The organism is Pseudalkalibacillus sp. A8, assembly GCF_045920555.1.
GTDB lineage: Bacteria > Bacillota > Bacilli > Bacillales > Fictibacillaceae > Pseudalkalibacillus.
This window is the reverse complement of the sequence record NZ_CP174509.1, coordinates 552,962-575,212: the sequence shown is the minus strand read 5'-3', so window position 1 is coordinate 575,212 and position 22,251 is coordinate 552,962. Positions and strand designations below refer to the sequence as shown.

Sequence of the window (22,251 nt, the reverse complement as noted above, 5' to 3'; positions counted from 1 at the left end):
TTTGTTAATTTTCAGCCTCCGTTAAAGGTTATTGTTGATCGATCCAAAATTAACTCCCTTTCTGCGGGCGCTTCAGCAATCACCATTCGTATTTAACAAAAGCTATTTTTCAGAATTTCCATTCATTATAAACCATACACAGGAAAAAAGCCTGCCGGATGAACAGCAGTGCTTTTTAATGATTTATCCATCGGACTATTTATACATGGATTGATTTCAATTTCTTGATGAATGATTCAGCGTCTTTTTCCCCTAGTTTTGTAAGGGCTGACCCGATTCCCAATGCAGCTGCCCCATTTTTCAGGAAAGCCTCACTATTATTCTCATTTATTCCGCCTGTCGCCATAAAGGACAGGTTGGAAAACGGCCCCCGTAATTGTTTGATATAGTCAGGACCTAATGTAGACGCCGGGAAAATTTTGATCATATCTGCTCCTGAGGATTGGGCTTCGTATATCTCAGTGGGTGTCATAGCGCCAGGAATGCTGTATAACCCTTTCTCTTTCGTAGCCTGGATCACCTTTCGATCGACATGGGGCGAAATGATGAACTCGGCTCCTGATTCCTGTGCAGCCTTGACCTCATCGACGATTGTGACCGTTCCAGCACCAAGGACGATCTCATCTCCATACTCCTTCTTCAACGAATGGATGGAGTCCAGTGCTGCGGGGCTATCCAGGGTAACTTCCATGATCTTCAATCCATGTTTGAGCAGAAGGTCGATCATGGGCCTCAATGTATCCTGAGGCACCTTCCGAAAAATGACGACAACTTTATCTTTCTTCAATTTATCAATTTTCAACATGATGGATTCCTACCTTTGTACATCACTCGTATTTTCCGCGTAACTCAACAGATCTTTCCGGAAAGGCAACCCTTCACAATCACCTTTTGCCATAGTCACCATAGAACCGATCAAATTCGCTCTCTTGACAGAATCATAGAGTGTAAGGCCATCGAGCAGACCAGAGATGAAGCCGGTTGCGAATCCATCACCTGCTCCGACAGGATCTTTCACTTGATCATTCGGATAACCGTCGACTTCTGAAGAATCCTCCTTCGCATGATAGGAAGCACCTTCAGCACCTTTTTTCAGGACTACTGCTTCAACACCATGAGCCAATAGCTCTTCAATGATCCCTTTCTCATCCCTATCCGGGAATAGAGCATGCAATTCATCCGTCCCTGGAAGGAAATAATCCGACTGTTTAATCAGTTCCTTCATGATTGGGATATAATCCACTTCGCCCCATAATTTCTTCCGTAGGTTCGGGTCGAAAATGATCTTCACCCCATTTTCCCTCGCCACCTTGACTACATGAAGGATGGTTTGATGGCAACTATTGCTGAGAGCCGGTGTGATTCCGGTTACGTGGAGGTATTTCGCCTTCTTGATCATCTCTTCATCTACATCACCAGGTTCCATGTTGCTGGCTGCCGACAGTTTACGGTAATAATGGACAAGGGTCTGATTGAACGTCCCTTTTTCTTTGAAGTAGATTCCAGTGGGAGCGGTGGAATCGAACGTCACCTTGGTTACGTCGACTCCTTCCCCGCGTACATAAGCATAAATATAACGGCCGAAAGGGTCATCACCAAGTCTGCTGACCCATGCTACAGAGTGACCGAGTTTGCTTAATCCAATCGCTACATTCGATTCCGCCCCCCCGATCCTTTTATGGAAAGCGTTCGTATATTGGATGGACCCATCGTCAAACGGTTCGAACAGAACCATCGTTTCACCGATCGTTATGAGATCCAAAGCTTGCACCTGCCTTTCATTCTGTTTGTCCATCACCATTCTGCTATACTTCCATCCTTATGGCGCCAAACGGGATTTTTCCAATCATGACTGCCTTCTGACCTTCTCTGTACATATTCTTCATTCATTTCTATACCTAAACCAGGGCCATCGGGTATTTTGACATAACCATCCACATAATTGAATACAGTCCGATCAGCCATATAATCAAGAAGATCATTTTCTTTGTTGTAATGGATCCCGAGGCTTTGTTCTTGGATGAAGGCGTTATGGCATGTGGCGTCGACCTGAAGACAAGAAGCCAATGCGATCGGGCCTAAAGGGCAGTGCGGCGCAAGGGCGACGTCGAACGCTTCAGCCATTCCGGCGATTTTTTTCGTTTCGGTGATCCCGCCTGCATGGGACAAGTCAGGCTGGATGATATCGACAAATCCGTCAGCAAGGAGAGATTTGAAATCCCATCTGGAAAACATCCTTTCCCCGGTTGCGATTGGAATCGATGTATATTTCGCAACTTCTTTCAATGCTTCATTGTTTTCCGGGAGGACAGGCTCTTCTATGAACATCGGACGATACGGTTCCAACTCCTTCACCAGAACCTTGGCCATCGGTTTATGGACTCTTCCATGGAAGTCGATCCCGACCCCCACTTCATTTCCGACAGCTTCTCTAACCGCAGCAACCCGCGCCACAGCCTCATCGATTTTCGCGTATGAATCGATGTATTGGAGTTCTTCGGTCCCATTCATTTTGATGGCTGTAAAGCCGGAGGAAACAGCTTTCCTCGCCGCTTCCCCTACATCAGAAGGCCTGTCGCCTCCGATCCATGTATAGACTCGGATCGCATCCCTGCATGGTCCTCCCATCAATTGATGGACAGGTGCATGATGGTACTTCCCTTTTATGTCCCACAAAGCCTGGTCGATCCCTGATAGTGCACTCATCAGGATCGGTCCGCCTCGATAAAAGCCTGATCGATATAACATGTTCCAATGATCTTCAATACGAAGCGGATCCTTGCCGATCAATCCGTCCATCAGTTCTTCCACAGCCGTTTTGACTGTCCTGGCTTTTCCCTCCACGATCGGTTCGCCCCAGCCAACGATGCCTTCATCGGTTACGATTTTTAGAAACAACCAACGTGGTGGTACTTGGAATAGCTCGTAGCTTTCTATTTTCATAGAGGATCCCTCATTTCATCCATTTGATAAAGAAGGTTCTACACGTTCGATCTATTTCTTTACTGAAAGAAGATCCGCCCCCTTAAGGACTTCGATCAATTCCTTTTTCTTATTTTCCCTTAGTGGTTTGGCAGGGGGAAGGACATGTGCAGGGATTTCCATTCCGCTTTGTTTCATCGCTTCCTTGATAACATTCGCGAAAGGCGTGTCCAGATTATAAATTTGCGGAATGGAAACCAATTGTTGATGGTGTACCACCGCCTGTTCAAAGTCCTGGTTTTCGAATGCTCCTAACAATCCGAGAGCTAAGTGCGGCGCAAAATTCCCGCTTGCACATATCCCTCCATCTCCTCCGGCTGCCAACGTCGGCAGCAAGTGGTCATCATATCCGCATAAGACCGAAAATTCCGGGTGTTCATTTTTCACCTTCAACAAGACTTCCCTTATATGTCCGACCGAATCCACGGTGTCCTTGATCCCTGATATCGTCGGGATCGTCTCAACCAACTTCTTGATCAGGTCAGGATTCAAGTCTTGCCCGGTGAACGCCGGAAAATTATAGAGAAGCAATGGAAGCCTAACCGCATTTCCGATCGATTCATAATGATAGAGTAGGTGTTCTTCACTCAAAGGGGTATAATACGGGTTGATGACAATGATCCCCTCCGCACCGATGGATTCACTGTGACGACTCAACTGAATCGCTTCACGTGTATTCGTGCTCCCCGTACCGATGATCACAGGCACGCGTCCATCTACATGCTCAACCGCAATCTCTGCAACCTTTTTCCGCTCTTCCAAGTTTAATTGGGTAAACTCTCCTAGTGTACCGAGGAACAACAATCCATTGACACCTTCATCGATAAGATGGTCGATGACAACTTTTATCCCATCTATGTCAATTTGATTGTCTTCATTGACGATTGTCGGTACAGGCGGGATCAATCCGTGAAATCGCGTCATTCTATTACACTCCTATCCTATTTAAACGATTTTTTGAAACTGTTAAAGAGATATTTTAGGGAGCTTGTCCGCTGGTTGGTTTTCAACCCTTTCCTTATAAAATGAATTTTGCAATTTTCCTAGTTTCTCAATTTCCACGATCACTTCGTCCCCATCTTTCAACCATGTTTGATTATCTTCCGGATACCCCATGATGACGCCTTCAGGTGTACCTGTCATGATGACATCCCCGGGTTTCAATGTCAGATGCTGTGAAAGATATGCGATGATTTCCTCACAATTGAAAATCATGTCCGCTGTAGAAGAATGCTGACGGACTTCTCCATTGACGATCGTCTTGATACCAAGATCATTCGGATTTTCTATCTCCTCATCGCTATGCAGTACAGGGCCGATCGGGCAGAACCCATCACATGTCTTTCCGATCAACCATTGCCCTGTTTTGAACTGTAGATCCCTCGCAGAGATATCGTTCCCTGTGCAATAGCCATACACATAGGATCGTGCTTCTTCTTTACTTATGTTCTTCGCTTCCTTTTTCATGACGATGACAAGCTCGGCTTCATAGTCGACCTTCTCAGCCTGCTCCGGAAGCTGGATGGATGATCGATGGCCGGTGAGTGCATTCGAGCATTTACTGAAGATGATCGGTGTAGTCGGAATGGGCATCTTGGATTCTTCTGCATGTTTACGGTAATTCAATCCGATACATATGATTTTTTCAGGATGGTCGACACACGGTCCAAATTCGAGCTCTTTGTCATCATGAAAAAACGATCGGTCAGATGCCGATGCTTTATCGATGACGAGCTGGATCGCTTCTTTTTCAATTTCCCCAGCTTCTATAAGTGTCCTTACATCCGTCGGCACCTTGATGGAGAAAAAATTCCCTGCTTCTTCAATATCCAGGACCCCTTTCGAGGTTAGAATCCCTAAATTTAGAGCTGAACCTTTATAAAACGTGACAGATTTCATACTTCCTCTCTCCTTTATCTGAATGTGAAAAAGGGTCGACAGTAAGCCAACCCTTTAAATCATATGGTTACCGTTTGACGAATACTGTTTTGATAGATGTGAAGAATTCTTTTGCAGCTTGTCCTTGTTCACGGGAATGGGAGCTTGACTCCTTCATCCCGCCAAATGGCGCTTGCAGTTCGACCCCGGCTGTTTCGGCATTGACACGGACCAGCCCCGCCTCGATTTCATCAACAAAGTCAAGGATATTACTGATATTCTCTGTATAGATTGATGCACTCAAGCCAAACTTGACGTCATTCGCCAGTTCAAACGCCTCTTCTAAGGTATCCGCCTTGATCAAAGCAAGGACTGGACCAAAGATCTCTTCCTGTCCGATGACCATCTTGGAATCGACCTCCTCGAATACGGTCGGTTCTACAAAATAACCATTATTCAATCCATCTGGCCGCTTTCCGCCGAAAAGCAGTTTTGCGCCTTCTTCTTTCCCTTTTTGAATGTATGAGAGGACGGTGTTCAGTTGAGATTCGCTTACACTAGGTCCCATCCATGTCCCTTGTTCACTTCCATCCCCAACTTTCAGTTTTTCCACTTCTCTCAGCAATTTTTCTTTGAATTCATCGTACACTTCGGATTGGACGATCACTCTGCTCGTCGCTGTACATTTCTGCCCCGTGGAACGTAGACCGCCGTTGATCGTCCCTTCCACAGCAAGGTCAAGGTTGGCATCATTCGCGACAATGACAGGATTCTTCCCACCCATTTCAAGCTGGAATTTCGCTCCTCTTGCCACAGCACCTTCTGCAACCCGTTTCCCGGTTTCATTCGATCCTGTGAACGTCAGCCCTTTCACATCCGGATGATCAATGATCCGTTGTCCCACGACAGACCCTCTGCCGTTTACGACGTTGACGACTCCTTTAGGAAAACCGGCTTCATGGAAGCATTCCATCACTTTTGTCGTCGTGACAGCCGTCTCCTGTGCTGGTTTGAGGACAACCGTATTCCCATAGATCAACGCAGGCGCTGTTTTCCAAATCGGAATCGCTGCCGGGAAGTTCCAAGGAGTGATGATCCCGACAACTCCGATTGGAACCCGCGTGGTGTACATCAAGGCATCGGGATCGGTGGAAGGAATGACATCCCCGACGCTTCTTAACCCCTCGCCTGCATAATAACGGAGGATCGCTACTCCTCTAACGGTCTCCCCTTTGGCTTCAGGAAAAGTCTTCCCCATTTCTTTCGTCATCGTTTCAGCGATTTCATCGATCCTGCTTTCAAGGATGTTCGCTGCTCGATACAAGTAATCTCCTCGTTGGGCGCCTGTAAGCTTTTTCCATCCTTTGCCGGCCCGTTTGGCAGCCTCGACTGCCTGATTGACATCCTCTTCAGAAGAGAGCTGGTACGTCCCGACCACCTCTGACGTGTTTGCAGGATTGTAGCTTTTTTCCTTCTTGTTCGTTTCCGTGCTGACCCATTCACCATCTACATAGTTCAGATAATCCTTCACGATTGTTTCTGTCGCCATTCCAACCATCCTTTCTTTTCATTGAATTTAACTGGTCCCTGAGCTGGACATCACTTCTCTGAATCAGCCTGATTCCACAAGCCTCCTCGCTCATTCCTCGCTGCGGGCCTCTCCTGGCTCGTTTTTCCCGTTTGAGAGTCACGAATTTCTTTTTAGAAAAATCACTCCAAAACTCGTTATCATCCTATAACCCAACCATTAAAATGTAGGTCCGATTCTCCAGATACCGAAATCATGTTGCTTCAGGATTTCCGATTTGGTCCTCTTTCCAGCACATGTCTGTGTGATTTCCTCCATGATTCGCCGTCCGACTTCATCGACTGTTTCTTTTCCCTCTATGATCGTGCCGGCATTCAAATCGACATTCTCAGCCATGCGTTCATACATCGTCGAATTTGTCGATATCTTGATGACTGGCGCAATCGGAGAGCCGGTAGGTGTCCCGCGTCCGCTTGTAAACAGGACGATCTGCGCCCCGCCTGCCACCATCCCTGTCAACTGTTCGATATCATGTCCAGGAGTATCCATCCAGACGAGGCCTTTTTTCGTTGGCTGTTCTGCATAATTGACCAATTCTTGCAAAGCGCGGCTTCCTGCTTTGGTTGCTGCACCCAGCGATTTTTCTTCCAATGTCGATAAACCGCCTTTGACATTCCCAGGACTTGGGTTTCCTGTCCGGATATCCACACCCATGCGGATTGCCCTGTTCTCCATCGCCTCGATCACTTCATAAACACGTTTTGAGACCTGATCATCCACTGCCCTCTCTGCAAGCAGGTGTTCTGCCCCGATCAGTTCTGTCGTTTCCGCGAGGATCGCCGTACCTCCGCGATCGACGATCATATCACTAACAGTTCCGACCGCCGGATTGGCTGAAAGTCCTGAACATGCATCAGATCCACCGCATTCGGTTCCTATGATCAACTCACTGAAATCAAACGGGACTTTCTGTTGCATGGATGCTTCCTGTACCATTTTAACCGCGGCCTTTGCACCTTCTGCTATCGCAGTAAGTGTCCCGCCATGATCCTGGATTGAGACGACTTCGACTGGTTTACCACTCTCCCGGATATCATCCGCCACACTTCTTGCTTGGTGTGTTTCACATCCTAAACCTAATACGATCACACCATAGACATTTGGATTTTTCCCCATTCCAGCATAAGTACGGAAGGTTTGTTCATAATCCACCCCGACCTGGGCACAGCCATGCTGGTGGATGAATGAGACCGTCCCATCCACTAATTCGGTAATCCGTTGCGCAGCCTGTGTCGCACAAGTGATGGTGGGTAAAATAAGGACGTGATTACGTATTCCGATACGGCCATCCGGGCGTCTATAGCCCATGATTTGCATGTTCTCGGCCAATCTTATCACCTCTTCCTCTCTTTCCTTCTACATTATGGATATGGACATGTTCACCGATCTGGATACCGCTGGAGGCAACCCCGATCACTTCACCATATTTCCTGACGTCTTCACCTTGTTGAATCGTTTTGACTGCGAATTTATGCCCGAATTCGATGTCATCCTTCAATTCGATCGACACAGCCTCTCCATTGATCCGTAGGGCAACAGTCGATCCTTTCTCCAAAGGCATTAGCGCTACTGCCACGTTATCAATCGGTTTCATCATTAATGCTTGCCCGTTCATCTGTACATTCCTCCCCGAACAAGTTAAGACACGATGGATCGATGTTCGACCTGGCTTTTGACCGGATTTTTTAACAAGCCGATACCAGGGATTTCGATTTCTACCCGATCCCCATCATTCAAGGTGAATTCATTTGGCGGGACGATACATGTACCTGTCAACAGTACGGTCCCAGGGAACACGACATTGTCCTTCACAAGATAATCGGTCAATTCGTTCAATTTACGTTTCAATTGACTGACCTTTGCTGAATCTTCGAAAACCAGGTTTTCATTCCGATAAATCCGGCATATGATTTCAAATTCATACGGATCCTTTACGGTCTCTGCCAAACGGATCGAAGGGCCGATCGAGCAGGAATTCTTCCAAATTTTCGCCTGTGGTAAATACAATGGATTCTCTCCTTCAATATCCCTGCAGCTCATGTCATTTCCGATGGTATATGCCAGGATGGACCCATCAGCATCGAGGACAAGCCCCAACTCTGGTTCTGGGATCTGCCAATCGGAATCACTGCGCAAATAGACCGGTTCATCCGTCCCGATCGTCCGATCAACAGTCGATTTAAAGAAAATTTCAGGCCGATCAGCCTCATAAACCTTGTCATAAAACGTATCAGCATCCAGATTCCCACCTGTAGCTTCATAATTCCTCGCTTCCTTTGAACGTATATACGTAACGCCGGATGCCCACACTTCCTTTGCTTCGATCGGAACCAGCAGGCTTAGTTCCTTTACATTGCGGTTCAGAGGTTCTTCCTCAGACAGGACGGTATTGATAAGGTCAAGGGGACTTTTTTGTAATAACTTCGATTGTTCGACAAGTTCCAGAAAACTGTGATATGGCAATTTGTAAACCTTATCTTCATCTGTTACGGCACCTAAAGCCGGTGTATTTTTGTCATTTACAAAGCGGATGATTCTCATGATAGCCCTCCAATTGTTTTATATTATCAAACACAGTTCTTGAATTTAGGCATGGTGAAGGGCGCGTATCCCTTCCGCCTAAATGTATATCTGCTGGCAACCCATTTTCCTGGATACTTCTTCGCCGACCTGTTTCAATCGGCTGACCACATTTTCCATTTCGAACTTCGCCCTTGGTTCAGGCATTGATAGACTGATTGCAGCTATGACTTCCCGATTATGGTCCCATACAGGGACAGCGACACAAACCACGCCCGGTTCATTCTCTTCGTTGTCGATCGCATAGCCCTGTTCCTTCACTTTAAGAAGCTCTTTCCTGAAATCTTGCTCATTGGTGATCGTATTGGGTGTTCGTTTGATATAGTGATAATCCTTCAGTAATTCATTAATCTCGAATTCCTTCTTGAAAGCGATTAGCGTTTTACCTACTCCGGTGGAATGGAGCGGAATCCGTCTACCGATCCTGGAGTACACGATCGTCGCTGATGTACCAGCGACCTTGTCGATATAGACTCCTTCCTGGCCGCTCAAAACGACTAAATGAAGGGTGTGGCCGGTTTCGGCAGAAAGGTCCTGCAGATATTTCTTGGCGATCGTCCTGATATCCAAACTGTTGATCACCAGATTTCCTCTTTCGAACAGTTTCAAGCCAAGTTTGTATTTCCCCGTTTCCAAATCTTGTTCAATGTAATGATTGGCTTGAAGCGTTTTCAATAATGAATGGACCGTACTTTTATTCAAGTTCAATTGGCTGCTGATTTCCGTGATCTTCAACTCTGTTGTCTGCTCATCGAACAGATTGAGGATTTTCAGCGCCCTCTCGACAGATTGGATGATTGGCATTCGTTTCATTCCTTTTTACAAGTTATATAGTTCTATCATACCACGTCCAATGCCAATTAAAGCACTGCTTTATCCATTTCTCTCGGAATAGCCAATCCTTCTGTCGTTCCCTTTTTCGATGCAACCAATTCTGGGTTGTACCGCGTAATCAGATCCAGCCCCAATTTCGCTCTACGTACACGTTCTTTTGATAGTTTGATAGAGGTTTCTTCAAGGTGGGTCCCTGACGGATAGATGTTCGGCGCATTCCTTAAACCGAATTTGATATAGACAGGGGCTGCTACCCTTATGATCTCAGGGATTTCATAATGTCTGATGAAACCTCCGATATCATCCGGTACTTCCACATAGATATCCAACGGGATATCGACTGCCTGGCGGATAGCTGCTAAACGCCCCAGTGTAAGGTCTGTCGGAACATTATAAGTCCCAGCACCATGTTTCTCCATCAAGCGGATCGATACCGGATTCGAATGGGCCATCTGGACGGAAATCTTAACGAGCAAGTCTTCTGGTAACTCGCCTTTTTTCTTGAACTCGTTGACCAGCCATAACAATCCTTCATCTGCCACCAGGATGCTTCGGATCCCAGCTTTGCAGGCACGTTTGATATCTTCGACGGCATATACCAGCTGGTCCATCCCTTCAACACGGAGGCCAGTCACCTGTCCAGCACTTGCCCGCTGCATTGCCGTGATGTCCCAAGAACCCCTCGGGCCGACGAATAGACTGACTTCAAGCTTTTCTTTCCGGCCGATTTCGGCCATTTCTTCAAGTTCATCATCTGTCAATAACATGATTCCGCTTCCTTGGGAAATCCTATGGACTTCAACACCATATTCCTTGCATGCCTCCGTCACCGCTTTAAAAGATTTCGGCCCTTCGACACTGGGAATTTCAACCCGATATTGGGCTCCATCCGGAAATCGCTTGGTGGAAGCAGGAAGATGATGACAATCTGTACTTGGAAATCCTAATTCTTCTATGCTCCGTCTTGTTTCCTTCACTCTGTCACAACCTCTCTTCTACTCGTTCTGGCAATTTCACTTCGGTTCGATAATCCAATTCTGCCTCTTGCCAAATCGGGATAGGTACGACACCATGGGAAGCATCCGTATAGCCATGGATGCGATTGCTTGATGCTACAGAACGTTGCCTCTTCCGCATCTTCACAAGTCTTTCCTCCGCTAAAGGTTCACGTTTCTCCTTGATGCTGTCGAATTCCTGGATCATTTGCCCTTTTTGGAACGCCTGCTGATCGAGGAAATGAATTTCGTTCTCACGGAGGCCGAGATATAACAGATCGCCGGTTTGCAAATAGAGGATTCCTCCCCGATCGATCGCTTCCGGTGTCATATGGCCGATGGCAGCTCCAAATGTCGCACCTGAGTAACGTCCATCACTGATGACGGTCACGAGCCGCTTCAGTTTACGGCTAGCGTTGATATGCTGCATAGGCGTAAACATTTCGGGCATGCCGAAAGCGATCGGTCCTTGACCCGAAATGACGACTGCAATTTTCAAGATTTGATGCTCGATCATCGCATCGAACAGGGCTTCATATTCAGCGTCTTTCATTTCATCAAAAAAGTCAGGGCTGTTGTGCTTCACCATTTGCTGAAGACTATCAAAGGAAAAGATCTGTTCCTGTTTCAGTTTGTCGACCAGGCCGGAGTCCAACAGGTGTTTGTTCGCTTCATCCTCGTTTTCGAAATAAAGGACAAAAGCCACTTTCTTGTCAAAACCATCTAATTGCGGCGTTGCCATCCCGCTGATCTTGACGACTGCTGTTTCAAAAAAATTCCCCTTCAAGACATCGACACCACTGAATCGTCTTCGGGGCTTAGAAAGGATGATCGGGTTTTCCGAAACTGTCACGGAAGGCAGCCCTTTTTTGTTCTCCAACCGGTCCCGCCAGGTTGTCCCCGTTACTGTAGGGGCATCAACATCCATCGGAACGCCATTTTCCAAAAGTTCATAGAACAAGGTTTCCATCCCTCTGCTATCCCCGGCACAACACTGTATCGCGAGCGAGAAGATATCCCGGTCCTCTGTAAGGCTATAATTGAACAGATCTGGGATCGGGTGTTCATGATGGATTTTATCCAAATCTGCCAAACTGAATTTATATCCGCCATATAACATTCCTGCAACCATATGCATCATCAGGTTTGTCGATCCGCCGGAACCGCTATGTATCCTGATGGCATTCTTTATATTGGCTGCCATGATGTTTGAAGCTCCGAAAACCGGATCATTGATCATCTTTTGCAAGTCATCCAGTGACTCATTCACTTGTTCCATTGTCGGGGGAGCGGTGAGGAGTTCTAAGGTTGGATGGACAAGCCCCATGCCTGCTACAAGGTGTCTCGAACTGTTCCCCGTTCCATTGAAGGCGCATACTCCGCCTTGCCCATCACAAGTGGCGACAGCGAGCCGTTTTTCATAATCTTTTTGCCGTTCATGGGTGATGATCCCTCTTTCAACAGCTCGGCTCAATACGCCTTGGAACGCTGTGTTCGACGTGCACTGCAGGATATAAGCCATCGCGTCCCTGATGTCATGGGCAATATCGGCTTCACCGTCTAGTTCCGCCTGATCGGCCAATTCCGTCAGTTCCTGGTATAGATCTTCCGGGATCGTTCCTCCTTGTAAAACATGGGCCGGAGCAAAAGTCGCGAAGAAAGGAGCTTCACCTCTGAACTGGCGGATCCGATCCATCTGGGCGACTGCACTGACGACGCCAAGTGGTTGTTTATCGCACCCCTGGATGACGAATGCCCCATGATAGCTATGTGCTTCCAATTGATTGACTACCATCTGAGCGACAGCATTACGGCTTTGGAGAGAATAACTCATTCCTTGATTACTTTGAGCGGTACCGTCACACATGACAGGTGTGGAGAAATAGAATGGGACTCCACCATTCTCCCAGATACGCAAAGCCGCAAAAGAAGAAGTCTGATAGTCCATGATATGGGCCGGGTGGTCCGGTGATCCCCCGATAATGGCGATCCTTGGCGCATTTTCTTCCAAGCGGTTATAGATTTCTTCAAGACTCCAATCTACGTTTCCATCATAGTTGGATCCAGCGATCTGTTTTGCACGATCTAATATTCCGGCTACAGTGATCGGTTCGTTGGCTTTCCCCTGGACATTGTCCCGGTAAGGATTGACGCTGTTTTCGATAATAGGGTATTGGGCACCCATAGTTCCCCTCCTCCTCGGTCCGGCATTGGGCACCGATGAGCTCGAACCTTTCATCTTCCAATATAGAACGCTCATATCCCAAGTCTTCGAATTCCCAATCGGTCACGACCACTTTCCATTTTTCCACTGTATCCTCTCCTTCTCACTGACTGCTTTTCTTCATTGCCTACATCAACCACTCAAGCGGCACCATCACGAGTGAAGGGAAGAGAATCAGCAAGAACAGGACGATGACATGGACGAGTAAGAAGGGCCAGATCCCCTTGGCCAGCTCGGCAATCGAAATCTTGCTGATTCCGCATCCTACATAAAGGACGGTTCCTACCGGCGGTGTGATCAAGCCGATACATAGGTTGATGACCATTACGATACCGAAATAGACAGGGTCGATGCCAGCCAACTTGATTACCGGGATCAGCACTGGCGTGAAGATCAGTATGGCCGGTGTCAAATCCATGACAAGTCCGATGGCCAGGATCAGGACTGTGATGACAAGCATCAGTAACATCGGTTTTTCGATAAGCGGTCCTAACATCGCAGCCATGTCTGCCGGCACCTGCGCCACTGTGATCAACCAGGCAGAAACCATTGCAGCTGCAGCTACGAACATGACCACACTTGTCGTTTTCGCAGACGTGACAAGGACTTCATAGAGATCCGCGATTTTCAACTCCCGATAGACGAAGAAGCCGACGAAAATAGCATAAAAGACTGCGACCACCGATGCTTCTGTCGGGGTGAAGATCCCTCCGCGTATTCCACCGATGATGATGATCGGAAGCAAAAGTGCCCAGCTTGTCTGTTTTGTCAGTTGCCAGACTTCTTTCAGTGATTTGCGTGGAGGCAATTCAGTCTTGTCCCTTCTTGATATCAACGTCCATACGATGACAAGTCCGAGTGCCATCATGATTCCAGGTACGATTCCCCCCATGAACAGACGTGTAATGGAAACGCCGCTTACGACTCCGAAGATGATCATCGGAATACTTGGCGGAATGACAGGTGCGATGATTCCCGCCGAAGCGATCAGTCCCGTCGATTTTGCTTTGTCATAACCCTTTGAAAGCATCATCGGAATCAGGATCGCTCCAAGAGCTGCTGTATCCGCTACGGCTGATCCAGAAAGCCCAGCGAACAACACACTCGCAAGGATCGCTACATATCCTAAGCCTCCACGGATATGTCCTACCAACGACATGGCGAATGATACAACCCTTTTTGAAATGCCGCCTGCATTCATCAACTCACCGGCCAAGATGAAAAATGGAATGGCCATCAATGCGAAATTATTGGCACCATTGATCAAATTTTGAGCAATGATCTGACTATCGAACATCCCTAACAAAATCATCAGGGCTATACCGCTGAGAAGCAGTGAAAATGCGATCGGTACACCAAGGGCTAGTGCCCCGAATAATGAACCGAGGAATACACCAAGTGCCATTTCTCCCTCCCCCTTCTACATGTTCTGTACTTTGACTGACGGGTCTTCTGGTACATCATTTTTATGATCAGGAACCATTGATAGATTGCCGGTTTTACTAGAACGTCTGAGGGCGGCAAATAGATTCCGTACGACAATCAATGCCATGCTTACACTCGTGATGATACCGACGCCATAAACGAATCCGAGTGGAAGTTTAGTCGCTGGCGCGAGACTTCCCATGTTGAGCAGCGTCATGCGCAGACTGCCATTGAACAACAACCACAATACATAGAGTACGAGCATGTTACTGAGGACAAAGACGATTTTCTTCAATGTTTTCGGCAATAGATTCGTAACGAGATCCATCCCGAGATGCATGTTATCTTTAAAAGCCGCGATCGCTCCAAGGAAAACGAGCCATACGAAGAGAAAGCGTGACATCTCTTCCGACCAGGTGATCCCTGAGTTGAACGCGTACCTTAAGACAACGTTTCCAAAAACGAGCACAGCCATGAACGTCAAAGCCAATGCTATCAGTATATTTAACGTTTGATTTATGATCTTAATCAGCATTTGCAAGAGAATCACCCCATTCTATTCTGATTGTTCTTTGATACGTTCCACGATGTCCTTCGCCCAAGGGAATTTTTCGTAATAGCTTTCATATAAAGGCTCTGTCGCCTCTTCCATTTCTTTTTGGAACTCTTCGCTTGGTGTAATGAATTCGATCCCTTTGTCCTCAAGAAACTTCTTGTCTTCTTCATAGCTCTTCTGCATCAATTCAAATTCATAATCCGCCGATTTTTGAGCGGCTTCTTGGATCACCTTTTGTTGGTCTTCAGTCAGCCCTTCCCAAACCTTGCTGTTGATGATGTATAAGTTCGGGCTGAACATATGGCGTGATTCAAGCACATAATCCTGTACTTCATACCAACCAGAGGCCCTAAGCGTAGCAATCGGGTTGTCCTGGCCATCGACGACATTCTGTTCCAATGCGGTGAAAACTTCTGAAATCGGCATCGGACTGACCGTAGCGCCAAGTGCTTTCCCAAGATCGATGTAATGCTCGATGTTTGGCATCCTGAGCCGCAAATCCTTAAAATCGTCTATCGATGCTAATTCCTTGTTGCTTGAGAACATCCGGAATCCATTTGCACTCCATGCAAGAGGATGGACGCCATGCTTTTTTTCAAGGTCTTCCAATAATTCATCACCGATCGGGCCATTCAATACTTTCTTTGCATGTTCATAGTCTTTGAACAAAAACGGCCATTCCGTGACCCCGAGTTTTTCGATCGATGACTGCATGATCATTCCTGGGATACCCATCTCAATCGTCCCGTTACGGACCCCATCATAAAATTCCTGCTCGGCACCTAATTGGCTGTTGTCATAGATTTCAACCTTCAAGGTGCCGTCCGATCCCTCCTCTACCAGTGGCTTGAACTTTTCTCTCAACGCAACGTTTTGCGGATGATCAGAAGCAAAATAATTCGCTACTTTCAGCGTTTGGGTTTTACCCCCGCCCGCTTCCCCAAGTCCAGTTGCATTACACCCTGCCAGTAACAGCGAGGCAGACAGCAAGACCAAACAAAGAAACGTCCAACATTTTTTCATGCGACTCGTCTCCTCCTTATCGTGTTTTACAATATAAAACCTCGTTCTGTAATAAGGGGATAAAACACTATGTAAGCGCAACCAATTTCGAGCTGGTTTGTTTTACATTATAAAACTCGGTTTTATATACCTGTGAAAATAATGTTATGCAACTGTATTAAAGTTGTCAATATATTATTAAAAATATTCTCACAATTCACAAAAATAGGACTTTGGATATGAATATCGTTACAAAAAGGAAAAGAGGTCCATTTTAGGACCTCCATTTCTCCCGGTCAGCCAGGATCTTTCACTGGTGATAATGAGCCATTGTAAAAAGGGACTGGGCTTTCTCTTTCACTGTAAAATAAATCTCCTCGAATGGTTTCCCGTATTGTTTGGCCGCTTTACGGATTTCCTCATATTCGGGGGAAACCTGATAGATTTCATGATTCTTATAGCCTACTTTTACGGAAATATTCCCAAAACGGGTCTCCACAACTTCTATACGACGTTCCAGGGCGATCCGGCTCCATGAAGATTTCCTTACCCCGAACGTTGATGTTTCACGTAATAAGATTTCCTCCAGTCTTTCCCAATGATTTGGGGTCGTTAAAACCGTCACTAATGTACCCGGGCGATTCTTCTTCATTTGCACAGGTGTATAATAGGCATCCAGTGCACCTGCTTCAAACAATTTCTCCATTACAAAACCAAACGACTCACCGGTCATATCGTCGATTTGACACTCGAGGATTTCAACCCGCTCCCGATCAGGTTCAACCGATTGGTCTTCAAACAATATAGCCCTTAGGACATTCGGATGGTCAAAGTTCTTCTTGCCTGCCCCATAGCCGATCCGTTCCATCGTAACCGCGGGGAGCTGTCCGAATTCTGACACAAGGGCTTTCAAAAAACCCGCCCCTGTAGGTGTTGTCAACTCGGCTTCAACATGGAAATCAGCAAGAGGGATCCCTTTCAGGATTTCAGCGGTTGCAGGAGCAGGAATGGGATAAAGTCCATGGGCCATTTGTACCTTTCCATATCCCGTCGGTACAGGCGAAGCGATGATCCTTCCGATATTGAGGTTATCCAAAGCAAGGCATACACCGATCACATCAATGATTGAGTCCATCGCCCCTACTTCATGGAAATGGACATCAGCCGGATCCATTCCGTGTATTTTTCCTTCCGCTTGGGCGATTACTTCAAATACTGCCTTGCTCCTCTCCTTTACACGAACAGGCAGGTCACTATGTTCGATCATCTCGAGGATGGTCGCTGCCTTCCGATGTTCATGATGGTGTTCATCATGTCCATGCTCATGCCCATGGTGGTGTTCGTGTGCATGGTGATGATGTCCTCCTGACGGGTTGAACAATTCCAGCATCAACTCCTTGGAGGCGATTCCTTTCTTGTCGACCTGTCTCACACCTAATTTGAAATCATCGATCGGCAGGTTTTGCAGTTCCTCGGTTATATATTGGATATCCGCACCTAAATCGACCAGTGCGGTCAATGTCATGTCACCAGAAATCCCAGATTGACAATCAAGATAAAGGCACTTCATGGTCTGCCCCCTCTGCCGCAAGCTGCAAAATGAGCGCCGCCTGGTAGGCAGCCCCGAAACCATTATCGATATTGACCACACTCATACCAGACGCACAAGAAGTCAACATCCCCAATAATGGCGTCAAACCTTCCAAATGAGCACCATAACCGACAGAAGTCGGAACCGCGATGACTGGACGACGCACCAAACCACCCACCACACTTGGCAAGGCTCCTTCCATGCCTGCAACCACGATGAGGACACTTGCTTTAGTAATCTCATCCCTATAGGAAAGCAGACGATCGATCCCGGCGACTCCGACATCATAAAGCCTTTTCACTTTACACCCCATCCATTCGGCTGTCACCGCAGCTTCTTCCGCAACGGGCAAGTCCGAAGTCCCGGCACACAAGACCATGACTTCTCCTCTATAAAGTTGGCAGGAAACACCATATCGGAAGATCCTCGAAACATGATCATATTCCGCAGAAGGGAATCGGGAAAGCAATTCCTCCGCTTTTTTCGCTGATAATCTTGTCACCATCACCTTTCCATGATGAGCAATCAATCTTTCCATGATTTGAGAAATCTGCTCTTCCGTTTTCCCTTCACCGTAAATGACCTCAGGGAAACCGGTACGCTTCTCTCGATCAATATCCACTTTACTGAACCCTAAATCTTCAAATTTATCCATTCGATCACCTGCTGTCTTTATTCGTTAGGCTTTGTTAAATTTTAATGTTGATTTAAAGAAAATTGCTTTTGGAGAAATTCTTGAAAATCAACAAATAAAGTAAATGAGCCTTGATTAACTGGCAATGGAGTAAATGTACCACACCCCATATGTAATACTGATCACCGAAGCTGCCGTGTTCAATAGATGGTGCATTCTATATTTTTTCATCGTAAAACGATAAGGGATGCTTAAGATCACAGTGAATACTAGCATCCCAAGGATCGTACCGACACCGAACAAACCGATGTAAACCAAAGAATCGGTCAATGTCGTCACCATGGAGACCAGCAGAAGAGTCATGGCTGCACTCCCCGCAAGTCCGTGGATTTGCCCGATGAACATCGATTTGAGGATAAGGTGGTTTTCTGAGCCCTTGTTTTGTCTGGCCTTGAATGTTTTACTCGCTGAAAATGATGAGAAACCGAGGTATATCAACATCAAGCCGACAATGATTTCAAAAGTCATCTCCCATAATCCTGAAATACTCGTATCCGTCACCGATAAAAGTAGAAATACGAGCAACAACGTCAACGTGTGTCCGATTCCCCAGAACAGACCTAAGAAGCTGGATTTCAAGGTGGACTTATGTTTTCCGACCATGGTGTATACTGCGATGACATGGTCAGGCTCCAAAGCATGCTTGAAACCGAGCAAGAATCCGATTCCTAATAAAGTTGCCATATCTTCCACTATGCCTGCCCCACTTCTACTCCAAGAACCTTATTCATACTGCCGCTTTTATATCCCGTCAAGTCCATTGTCACATATGCGTAACCGACCTCTTTCAATTTTGCTTCAACTTCTTGATGATGGTTCAACAGTTGTGCCATGGAATCCGGTTCGACCTCGATTCGCGCGATATCACCATGAGTCCGGACACGAACCTGCCTGATCCCTAGTCCGCGGATCACTTTTTCCGATTCATCTACCATTCTCAATTTATCGATCGTGATCTTTTCCCCATAGGCGATCCGTGAAGAAAGACACGCAAAGGAAGGCTTGTCCCAGGTTGGAAGCCCCATTCGCTGTGAGAGCTCGCGAATTTCACTTTTATAAAGACCAGCCTCCTGGAGAGGACCTCTCACATTATATTCTTTCGCCGCTTTCGTACCCGGCCGGTGTTCGCCTAGGTCATCTGCAATAAGACCAAAGGCGATATTCCGGTAGTTCTTCGCCTCCATGATCGGAACAAGATGTTCGAACAAGCTTTTCTTGCAGAAGTAGCATCGATTCGGTGTATTCTCCGAATATCCTGGAATCTCAAGCTCTGAAGTTTCAATCACTTCATGCCTCGCTCCTAATAAGGCAGCCAGCTTCTTGGCTTCTTCCAATTCCTCAAATGGGTAGGTTTCACTATCTGCTGTCACCGCAAGCACCTTTTCTTCACCGAGTGTATCAATGGCTGTTTTCAATAAAAAAGTACTGTCAACCCCACCTGAAAAGGCAATGACGACGGTTTCCATTTCCCGTAATAGGTCCTGAAGTCTTTGATACTTTTCTAGCATCCTATTCATCCTTTGTTGACTAGATTTTGGTTACGCTTAAATTTATCCCGCTTATTAGTTTGAAATTATACCTAATATTTTGATAATTTTAAATAGTTGAATCACTATTCCTGACTTTTATAGGTGCATGTTCTAAATTTTTCAACTTTTTCGTTCTCATTGACACTTCTACAAAAAGGCAGATAGAATGTGTACTAATCATTTTAAAGCATTGTTAGATTGTGTTGTTGATTATTAGGCGAAATTTACGACACTACTGCGGGTGAAAACTGATTTAGAGGTACTCATGAAGCCGTTATAAGACCCTGAAAAAAGTGGAAAACTGATTTAGAGGTACTCATGAAGGCGTTATGAGACCCTGAAAAAAGTGGAAAACTGATTTCCCGCAGAGATATGCAGTGATAAAACAAAAATATAAATATTTAATCACTCGTATAATGTTGGAGATATGGTCCAAACGTTTCTACCAAACAACCGTAAATGGTTTGACTACGAGAATAAATTTCGGGGAGTTCGTATGGTTACAACCCGATGATCCTTCTCTATGTCAAACCCTAGGTTATTCTAGGGTTTTTTATTTTTAGGGAGGGATAAACATGAAGCTGAACAAAACACAGTTAAAGAAACGGATTGCAGTAGCAAGCAGGCAAGTACCCGCTGACATAGTCATAAAAAATGGACGGATCATTGATGTGTTCAACCTTGAAATCATTGAAGGGGATATTGCGATTGCTGATGGAGTTTTCGCCGGAATCGGAGAGTTTAACGGCAAACAAATCATTGATGCCGAAAATCGTTATATCTGTCCTTCCTTCATTGATGCCCACGTCCATATCGAGTCTTCCATGGTTACACCCGCTGAATTCTCGAAAGTCGTCCTCCCTCATGGAGTCACAACCGTCATCACTGATCCTCATGAAATCGGAAATGTATCAGGCAAAGATGGAATCAACTTCATGCTGAACAACTCTGAAGACCTGCCATTGGACGTCTTTTTCATGCTTCCTTCCTGTGTCCCGGCGACTTCGGTCGAAAATTCCGGCGCAAAGCTGTCAGCATCTGATCTTGAGCCTTTTTACAGGCATAAAAGGGTGCTCGGCTTAGCAGAAGTGATGGACTATCCTTCCTTACAGGCACCAGATGATGAGATGGTAGACAAAATCGTGATGACATCTGCATACACCGAGCATATCGATGGCCATCTGGCTGGATTGGATACGGACGCCATCAATATCTACAAAGCTGCTGGTATCAGAACCGACCATGAATGCAATACAGTCGAGGATGCACGGGAACGTTTAAGACGGGGCATGTATCTTTTGATTCGGGAAGGGTCGGTTGCAAAGGACTTGAAGTCACTAATCTCTGTCGTTAATCATAACAATGCACGCCGCTGCTTATTCTGTACGGATGATAAACACTTGGATGATCTCATTCAGGAAGGAAGTATCGACCATAACGTCCGTTCAGCGATCCGATATGGGTTAGATCCTCTGATTGCGATACAGATGGCTTCCTTGAACACTGCTGAATGCTATGGATTGAAGCAGAAAGGCGCCATCGCACCTGGTTATGAGGCTGACTTTTTACTGTTGGATGATTTGGATTCGATTAATATAAAAGAGGTCTATAAATCTGGCCAGCTTGTTGCTAGCGATGGAGAGTATGTCGGCAGGTTTGTGAAAAAGGACAGTCCAGAACAAAAGTTATTGAATACAGTGAAAGTTCCCAGACTCGATAAAAAAGACCTACAAATCCCAATCAGGAAAACAGGTATGGCGAATATCATCGGAATCATCCCGAATCAATTGACTACCAATCACCTGCAAGAATCAGTAGTGGCTGAAAACGGCGTATTTGTCCCTTCAAGTGAAAAGGATCAGCAAAAATTAGTCGTCGTAGAAAGACATAAGCATACTGGGAATGTAGGATTAGGCATCGTAAAAGGATTCGGTCTGGAAAATGGAGCGATTGGAACGACCATCGCCCACGATTCGCATAACATCGTCGCGACTGGAACGAATGATGAAGATCTCCTGCTGGCGGTCCAAACTCTGGAAGAGATAAATGGTGGACTGGTCATCATTAAAAATGGTGAAATACTTGTCTCACTCTCCCTTCCGGTTGCTGGTTTAATGTCTGATCAAGGTTTCCGTTCGATCTCCACCGGGCTTCATCAAGTGAAGCAAGGACTTGCTAATTTAGGTTTCAATGGCGGATTCAACCCATTTTTGACCCTTTCATTTCTGACCTTGCCTGTCATACCTGCTCTGAAAGTGACTGATCTGGGTCTATTTGATGTCAAAAGCTTTCAGCACATCGAAGCAAGCCTCTAACATAAAGAAAAATTAACTGAGACTGTCCTGCATGATATGGATTAAATAGCAAAAGGCT

20 protein-coding genes and 1 riboswitch are annotated in these 22,251 nt (G+C 46.2%); of the genes, 1 reads left to right on the top strand and 19 read right to left on the bottom strand.

The window, feature by feature from the left end:
- Positions 1 to 199: 199 nt before the first annotated feature.
- From ACJROX_RS03015 to larE, 19 genes are all read right to left on the bottom strand, one after another.
- Positions 200 to 805, bottom strand: coding sequence for a bifunctional 4-hydroxy-2-oxoglutarate aldolase/2-dehydro-3-deoxy-phosphogluconate aldolase (locus ACJROX_RS03015; protein WP_408009302.1), 606 nt, complete (start codon positions 803 to 805; stop codon positions 200 to 202).
- Between the two features lie 9 nt (positions 806 to 814).
- Entirely contained in the window at positions 815 to 1,795 is a 981-nt protein-coding gene (locus tag ACJROX_RS03010; protein ID WP_408009301.1) for a sugar kinase, read from the bottom strand.
- A complete protein-coding gene (gene dgoD / locus ACJROX_RS03005; RefSeq protein WP_408009300.1) occupies positions 1,795 to 2,943 on the bottom strand; it encodes a galactonate dehydratase in 1,149 nt (382 codons plus the stop codon). Before dgoD ends, ACJROX_RS03010 begins: the two co-directional genes overlap by 1 nt.
- A 51-nt stretch (positions 2,944 to 2,994) precedes the next feature.
- Positions 2,995 to 3,906 carry a dihydrodipicolinate synthase family protein gene (locus tag ACJROX_RS03000; RefSeq protein WP_408009299.1) on the bottom strand — a complete coding sequence of 304 codons (912 nt, stop codon included), beginning with the start codon at positions 3,904 to 3,906 and terminating at the stop codon, positions 2,995 to 2,997.
- Positions 3,907 to 3,948: 42 nt separating this feature from the next.
- Positions 3,949 to 4,881 (bottom strand): fumarylacetoacetate hydrolase family protein, encoded by a 933-nt coding sequence (locus ACJROX_RS02995; protein WP_408009298.1) that lies wholly within the window; start codon positions 4,879 to 4,881, stop codon positions 3,949 to 3,951.
- A 67-nt stretch (positions 4,882 to 4,948) separates the two neighbouring features.
- Positions 4,949 to 6,409, bottom strand: coding sequence for an alpha-ketoglutaric semialdehyde dehydrogenase GucD (gene gucD / locus ACJROX_RS02990; protein WP_408009297.1), 1,461 nt, complete (start codon positions 6,407 to 6,409; stop codon positions 4,949 to 4,951).
- 198 nt (positions 6,410 to 6,607) lie between these two features.
- On the bottom strand, positions 6,608 to 7,756 hold the full coding sequence (locus tag ACJROX_RS02985) for a UxaA family hydrolase (protein ID WP_408011563.1): 1,149 nt from the start codon (positions 7,754 to 7,756) through the stop codon (positions 6,608 to 6,610).
- Positions 7,746 to 8,063: a UxaA family hydrolase gene (locus ACJROX_RS02980; protein ID WP_408009296.1), complete on the bottom strand. Its 318-nt coding sequence runs from the start codon at positions 8,061 to 8,063 to the stop codon at positions 7,746 to 7,748. Before ACJROX_RS02980 ends, ACJROX_RS02985 begins: the two co-directional genes overlap by 11 nt.
- Positions 8,064 to 8,086: 23 nt before the next feature.
- The gene (locus tag ACJROX_RS02975; protein ID WP_408009295.1) at positions 8,087 to 8,989 is read right to left on the bottom strand and encodes a fumarylacetoacetate hydrolase family protein; all 903 of its coding nucleotides are present in this window, start codon (positions 8,987 to 8,989) and stop codon (positions 8,087 to 8,089) included.
- 78 nt (positions 8,990 to 9,067) lie between these two features.
- Positions 9,068 to 9,832 carry an IclR family transcriptional regulator gene (locus tag ACJROX_RS02970; protein WP_408011562.1) on the bottom strand — a complete coding sequence of 255 codons (765 nt, stop codon included), beginning with the start codon at positions 9,830 to 9,832 and terminating at the stop codon, positions 9,068 to 9,070.
- Positions 9,833 to 9,888: 56 nt separating this feature from the next.
- On the bottom strand, positions 9,889 to 10,839 hold the full coding sequence (locus tag ACJROX_RS02965) for a U32 family peptidase (protein ID WP_408009294.1): 951 nt from the start codon (positions 10,837 to 10,839) through the stop codon (positions 9,889 to 9,891).
- A gap of 4 nt (positions 10,840 to 10,843) precedes the next feature.
- Positions 10,844 to 13,042 (bottom strand): dihydroxy-acid dehydratase, encoded by a 2,199-nt coding sequence (locus ACJROX_RS02960; protein WP_408009293.1) that lies wholly within the window; start codon positions 13,040 to 13,042, stop codon positions 10,844 to 10,846.
- A 166-nt stretch (positions 13,043 to 13,208) separates the two neighbouring features.
- Positions 13,209 to 14,486 (bottom strand): TRAP transporter large permease, encoded by a 1,278-nt coding sequence (locus ACJROX_RS02955; protein WP_408009292.1) that lies wholly within the window; start codon positions 14,484 to 14,486, stop codon positions 13,209 to 13,211.
- Between the two features lie 15 nt (positions 14,487 to 14,501).
- Positions 14,502 to 15,041 carry a TRAP transporter small permease gene (locus ACJROX_RS02950; RefSeq protein WP_408011561.1) on the bottom strand — a complete coding sequence of 180 codons (540 nt, stop codon included), beginning with the start codon at positions 15,039 to 15,041 and terminating at the stop codon, positions 14,502 to 14,504.
- 21 nt (positions 15,042 to 15,062) lie between these two features.
- Entirely contained in the window at positions 15,063 to 16,085 is a 1,023-nt protein-coding gene (locus ACJROX_RS02945; RefSeq protein ID WP_408009291.1) for a TRAP transporter substrate-binding protein, read from the bottom strand.
- 289 nt (positions 16,086 to 16,374) lie between these two features.
- Positions 16,375 to 17,634, bottom strand: a complete 1,260-nt coding sequence (gene larC / locus ACJROX_RS02940) for a nickel pincer cofactor biosynthesis protein LarC (protein ID WP_408009290.1) — start codon at positions 17,632 to 17,634, stop codon at positions 16,375 to 16,377.
- Entirely contained in the window at positions 17,615 to 18,310 is a 696-nt protein-coding gene (gene larB / locus ACJROX_RS02935) for a nickel pincer cofactor biosynthesis protein LarB (protein ID WP_408009289.1), read from the bottom strand. Before larB ends, larC begins: the two co-directional genes overlap by 20 nt.
- Before the next feature lie 114 nt (positions 18,311 to 18,424).
- Entirely contained in the window at positions 18,425 to 19,033 is a 609-nt protein-coding gene (locus ACJROX_RS02930) for an urease accessory protein UreH (protein ID WP_408009288.1), read from the bottom strand.
- An 8-nt stretch (positions 19,034 to 19,041) separates the two neighbouring features.
- Positions 19,042 to 19,857 carry an ATP-dependent sacrificial sulfur transferase LarE gene (gene larE, locus ACJROX_RS02925; protein ID WP_408009287.1) on the bottom strand — a complete coding sequence of 272 codons (816 nt, stop codon included), beginning with the start codon at positions 19,855 to 19,857 and terminating at the stop codon, positions 19,042 to 19,044.
- 410 nt (positions 19,858 to 20,267) lie between these two features.
- A riboswitch (purine riboswitch) is annotated at positions 20,268 to 20,369 on the top strand.
- 84 nt (positions 20,370 to 20,453) lie between these two features.
- Here larE and ade point away from each other — a divergent pair.
- Complete coding sequence (gene ade / locus ACJROX_RS02920) at positions 20,454 to 22,193, top strand: adenine deaminase (RefSeq protein ID WP_408009286.1); 1,740 nt, start codon at positions 20,454 to 20,456, stop codon at positions 22,191 to 22,193.
- Positions 22,194 to 22,251: the final 58 nt, after the last annotated feature.

Coding starts and splice junctions, on each gene's coding strand:
- ACJROX_RS02955 (WP_408009292.1), bottom strand. CDS start 14,486: ATGGCACTTGGTGTATTCCTCGGTTCATTATTCGGGGCACTAGCCCTT.
- ACJROX_RS02960 (WP_408009293.1), bottom strand. CDS start 13,042: ATGGGTGCCCAATACCCTATTATCGAAAACAGCGTCAATCCTTACCGG.
- ACJROX_RS02930 (WP_408009288.1), bottom strand. CDS start 19,033: ATGGCAACTTTATTAGGAATCGGATTCTTGCTCGGTTTCAAGCATGCT.
- ACJROX_RS02995 (WP_408009298.1), bottom strand. CDS start 4,881: ATGAAATCTGTCACGTTTTATAAAGGTTCAGCTCTAAATTTAGGGATT.
- ACJROX_RS03000 (WP_408009299.1), bottom strand. CDS start 3,906: ATGACGCGATTTCACGGATTGATCCCGCCTGTACCGACAATCGTCAAT.
- larB (WP_408009289.1), bottom strand. CDS start 18,310: ATGGATAAATTTGAAGATTTAGGGTTCAGTAAAGTGGATATTGATCGA.
- ade (WP_408009286.1), top strand. CDS start 20,454: ATGAAGCTGAACAAAACACAGTTAAAGAAACGGATTGCAGTAGCAAGC.
- dgoD (WP_408009300.1), bottom strand. CDS start 2,943: ATGAAAATAGAAAGCTACGAGCTATTCCAAGTACCACCACGTTGGTTG.
- ACJROX_RS02980 (WP_408009296.1), bottom strand. CDS start 8,063: ATGAACGGGCAAGCATTAATGATGAAACCGATTGATAACGTGGCAGTA.
- ACJROX_RS02950 (WP_408011561.1), bottom strand. CDS start 15,041: ATGCTGATTAAGATCATAAATCAAACGTTAAATATACTGATAGCATTG.
- ACJROX_RS02985 (WP_408011563.1), bottom strand. CDS start 7,756: ATGGGCTATAGACGCCCGGATGGCCGTATCGGAATACGTAATCACGTC.
- ACJROX_RS02975 (WP_408009295.1), bottom strand. CDS start 8,989: ATGAGAATCATCCGCTTTGTAAATGACAAAAATACACCGGCTTTAGGT.
- gucD (WP_408009297.1), bottom strand. CDS start 6,409: ATGGCGACAGAAACAATCGTGAAGGATTATCTGAACTATGTAGATGGT.
- larE (WP_408009287.1), bottom strand. CDS start 19,857: ATGCTAGAAAAGTATCAAAGACTTCAGGACCTATTACGGGAAATGGAA.
- ACJROX_RS02970 (WP_408011562.1), bottom strand. CDS start 9,832: ATGCCAATCATCCAATCTGTCGAGAGGGCGCTGAAAATCCTCAATCTG.
- ACJROX_RS02945 (WP_408009291.1), bottom strand. CDS start 16,085: ATGAAAAAATGTTGGACGTTTCTTTGTTTGGTCTTGCTGTCTGCCTCG.
- ACJROX_RS03015 (WP_408009302.1), bottom strand. CDS start 805: ATGTTGAAAATTGATAAATTGAAGAAAGATAAAGTTGTCGTCATTTTT.
- larC (WP_408009290.1), bottom strand. CDS start 17,634: ATGAAGTGCCTTTATCTTGATTGTCAATCTGGGATTTCTGGTGACATG.
- ACJROX_RS03010 (WP_408009301.1), bottom strand. CDS start 1,795: ATGGACAAACAGAATGAAAGGCAGGTGCAAGCTTTGGATCTCATAACG.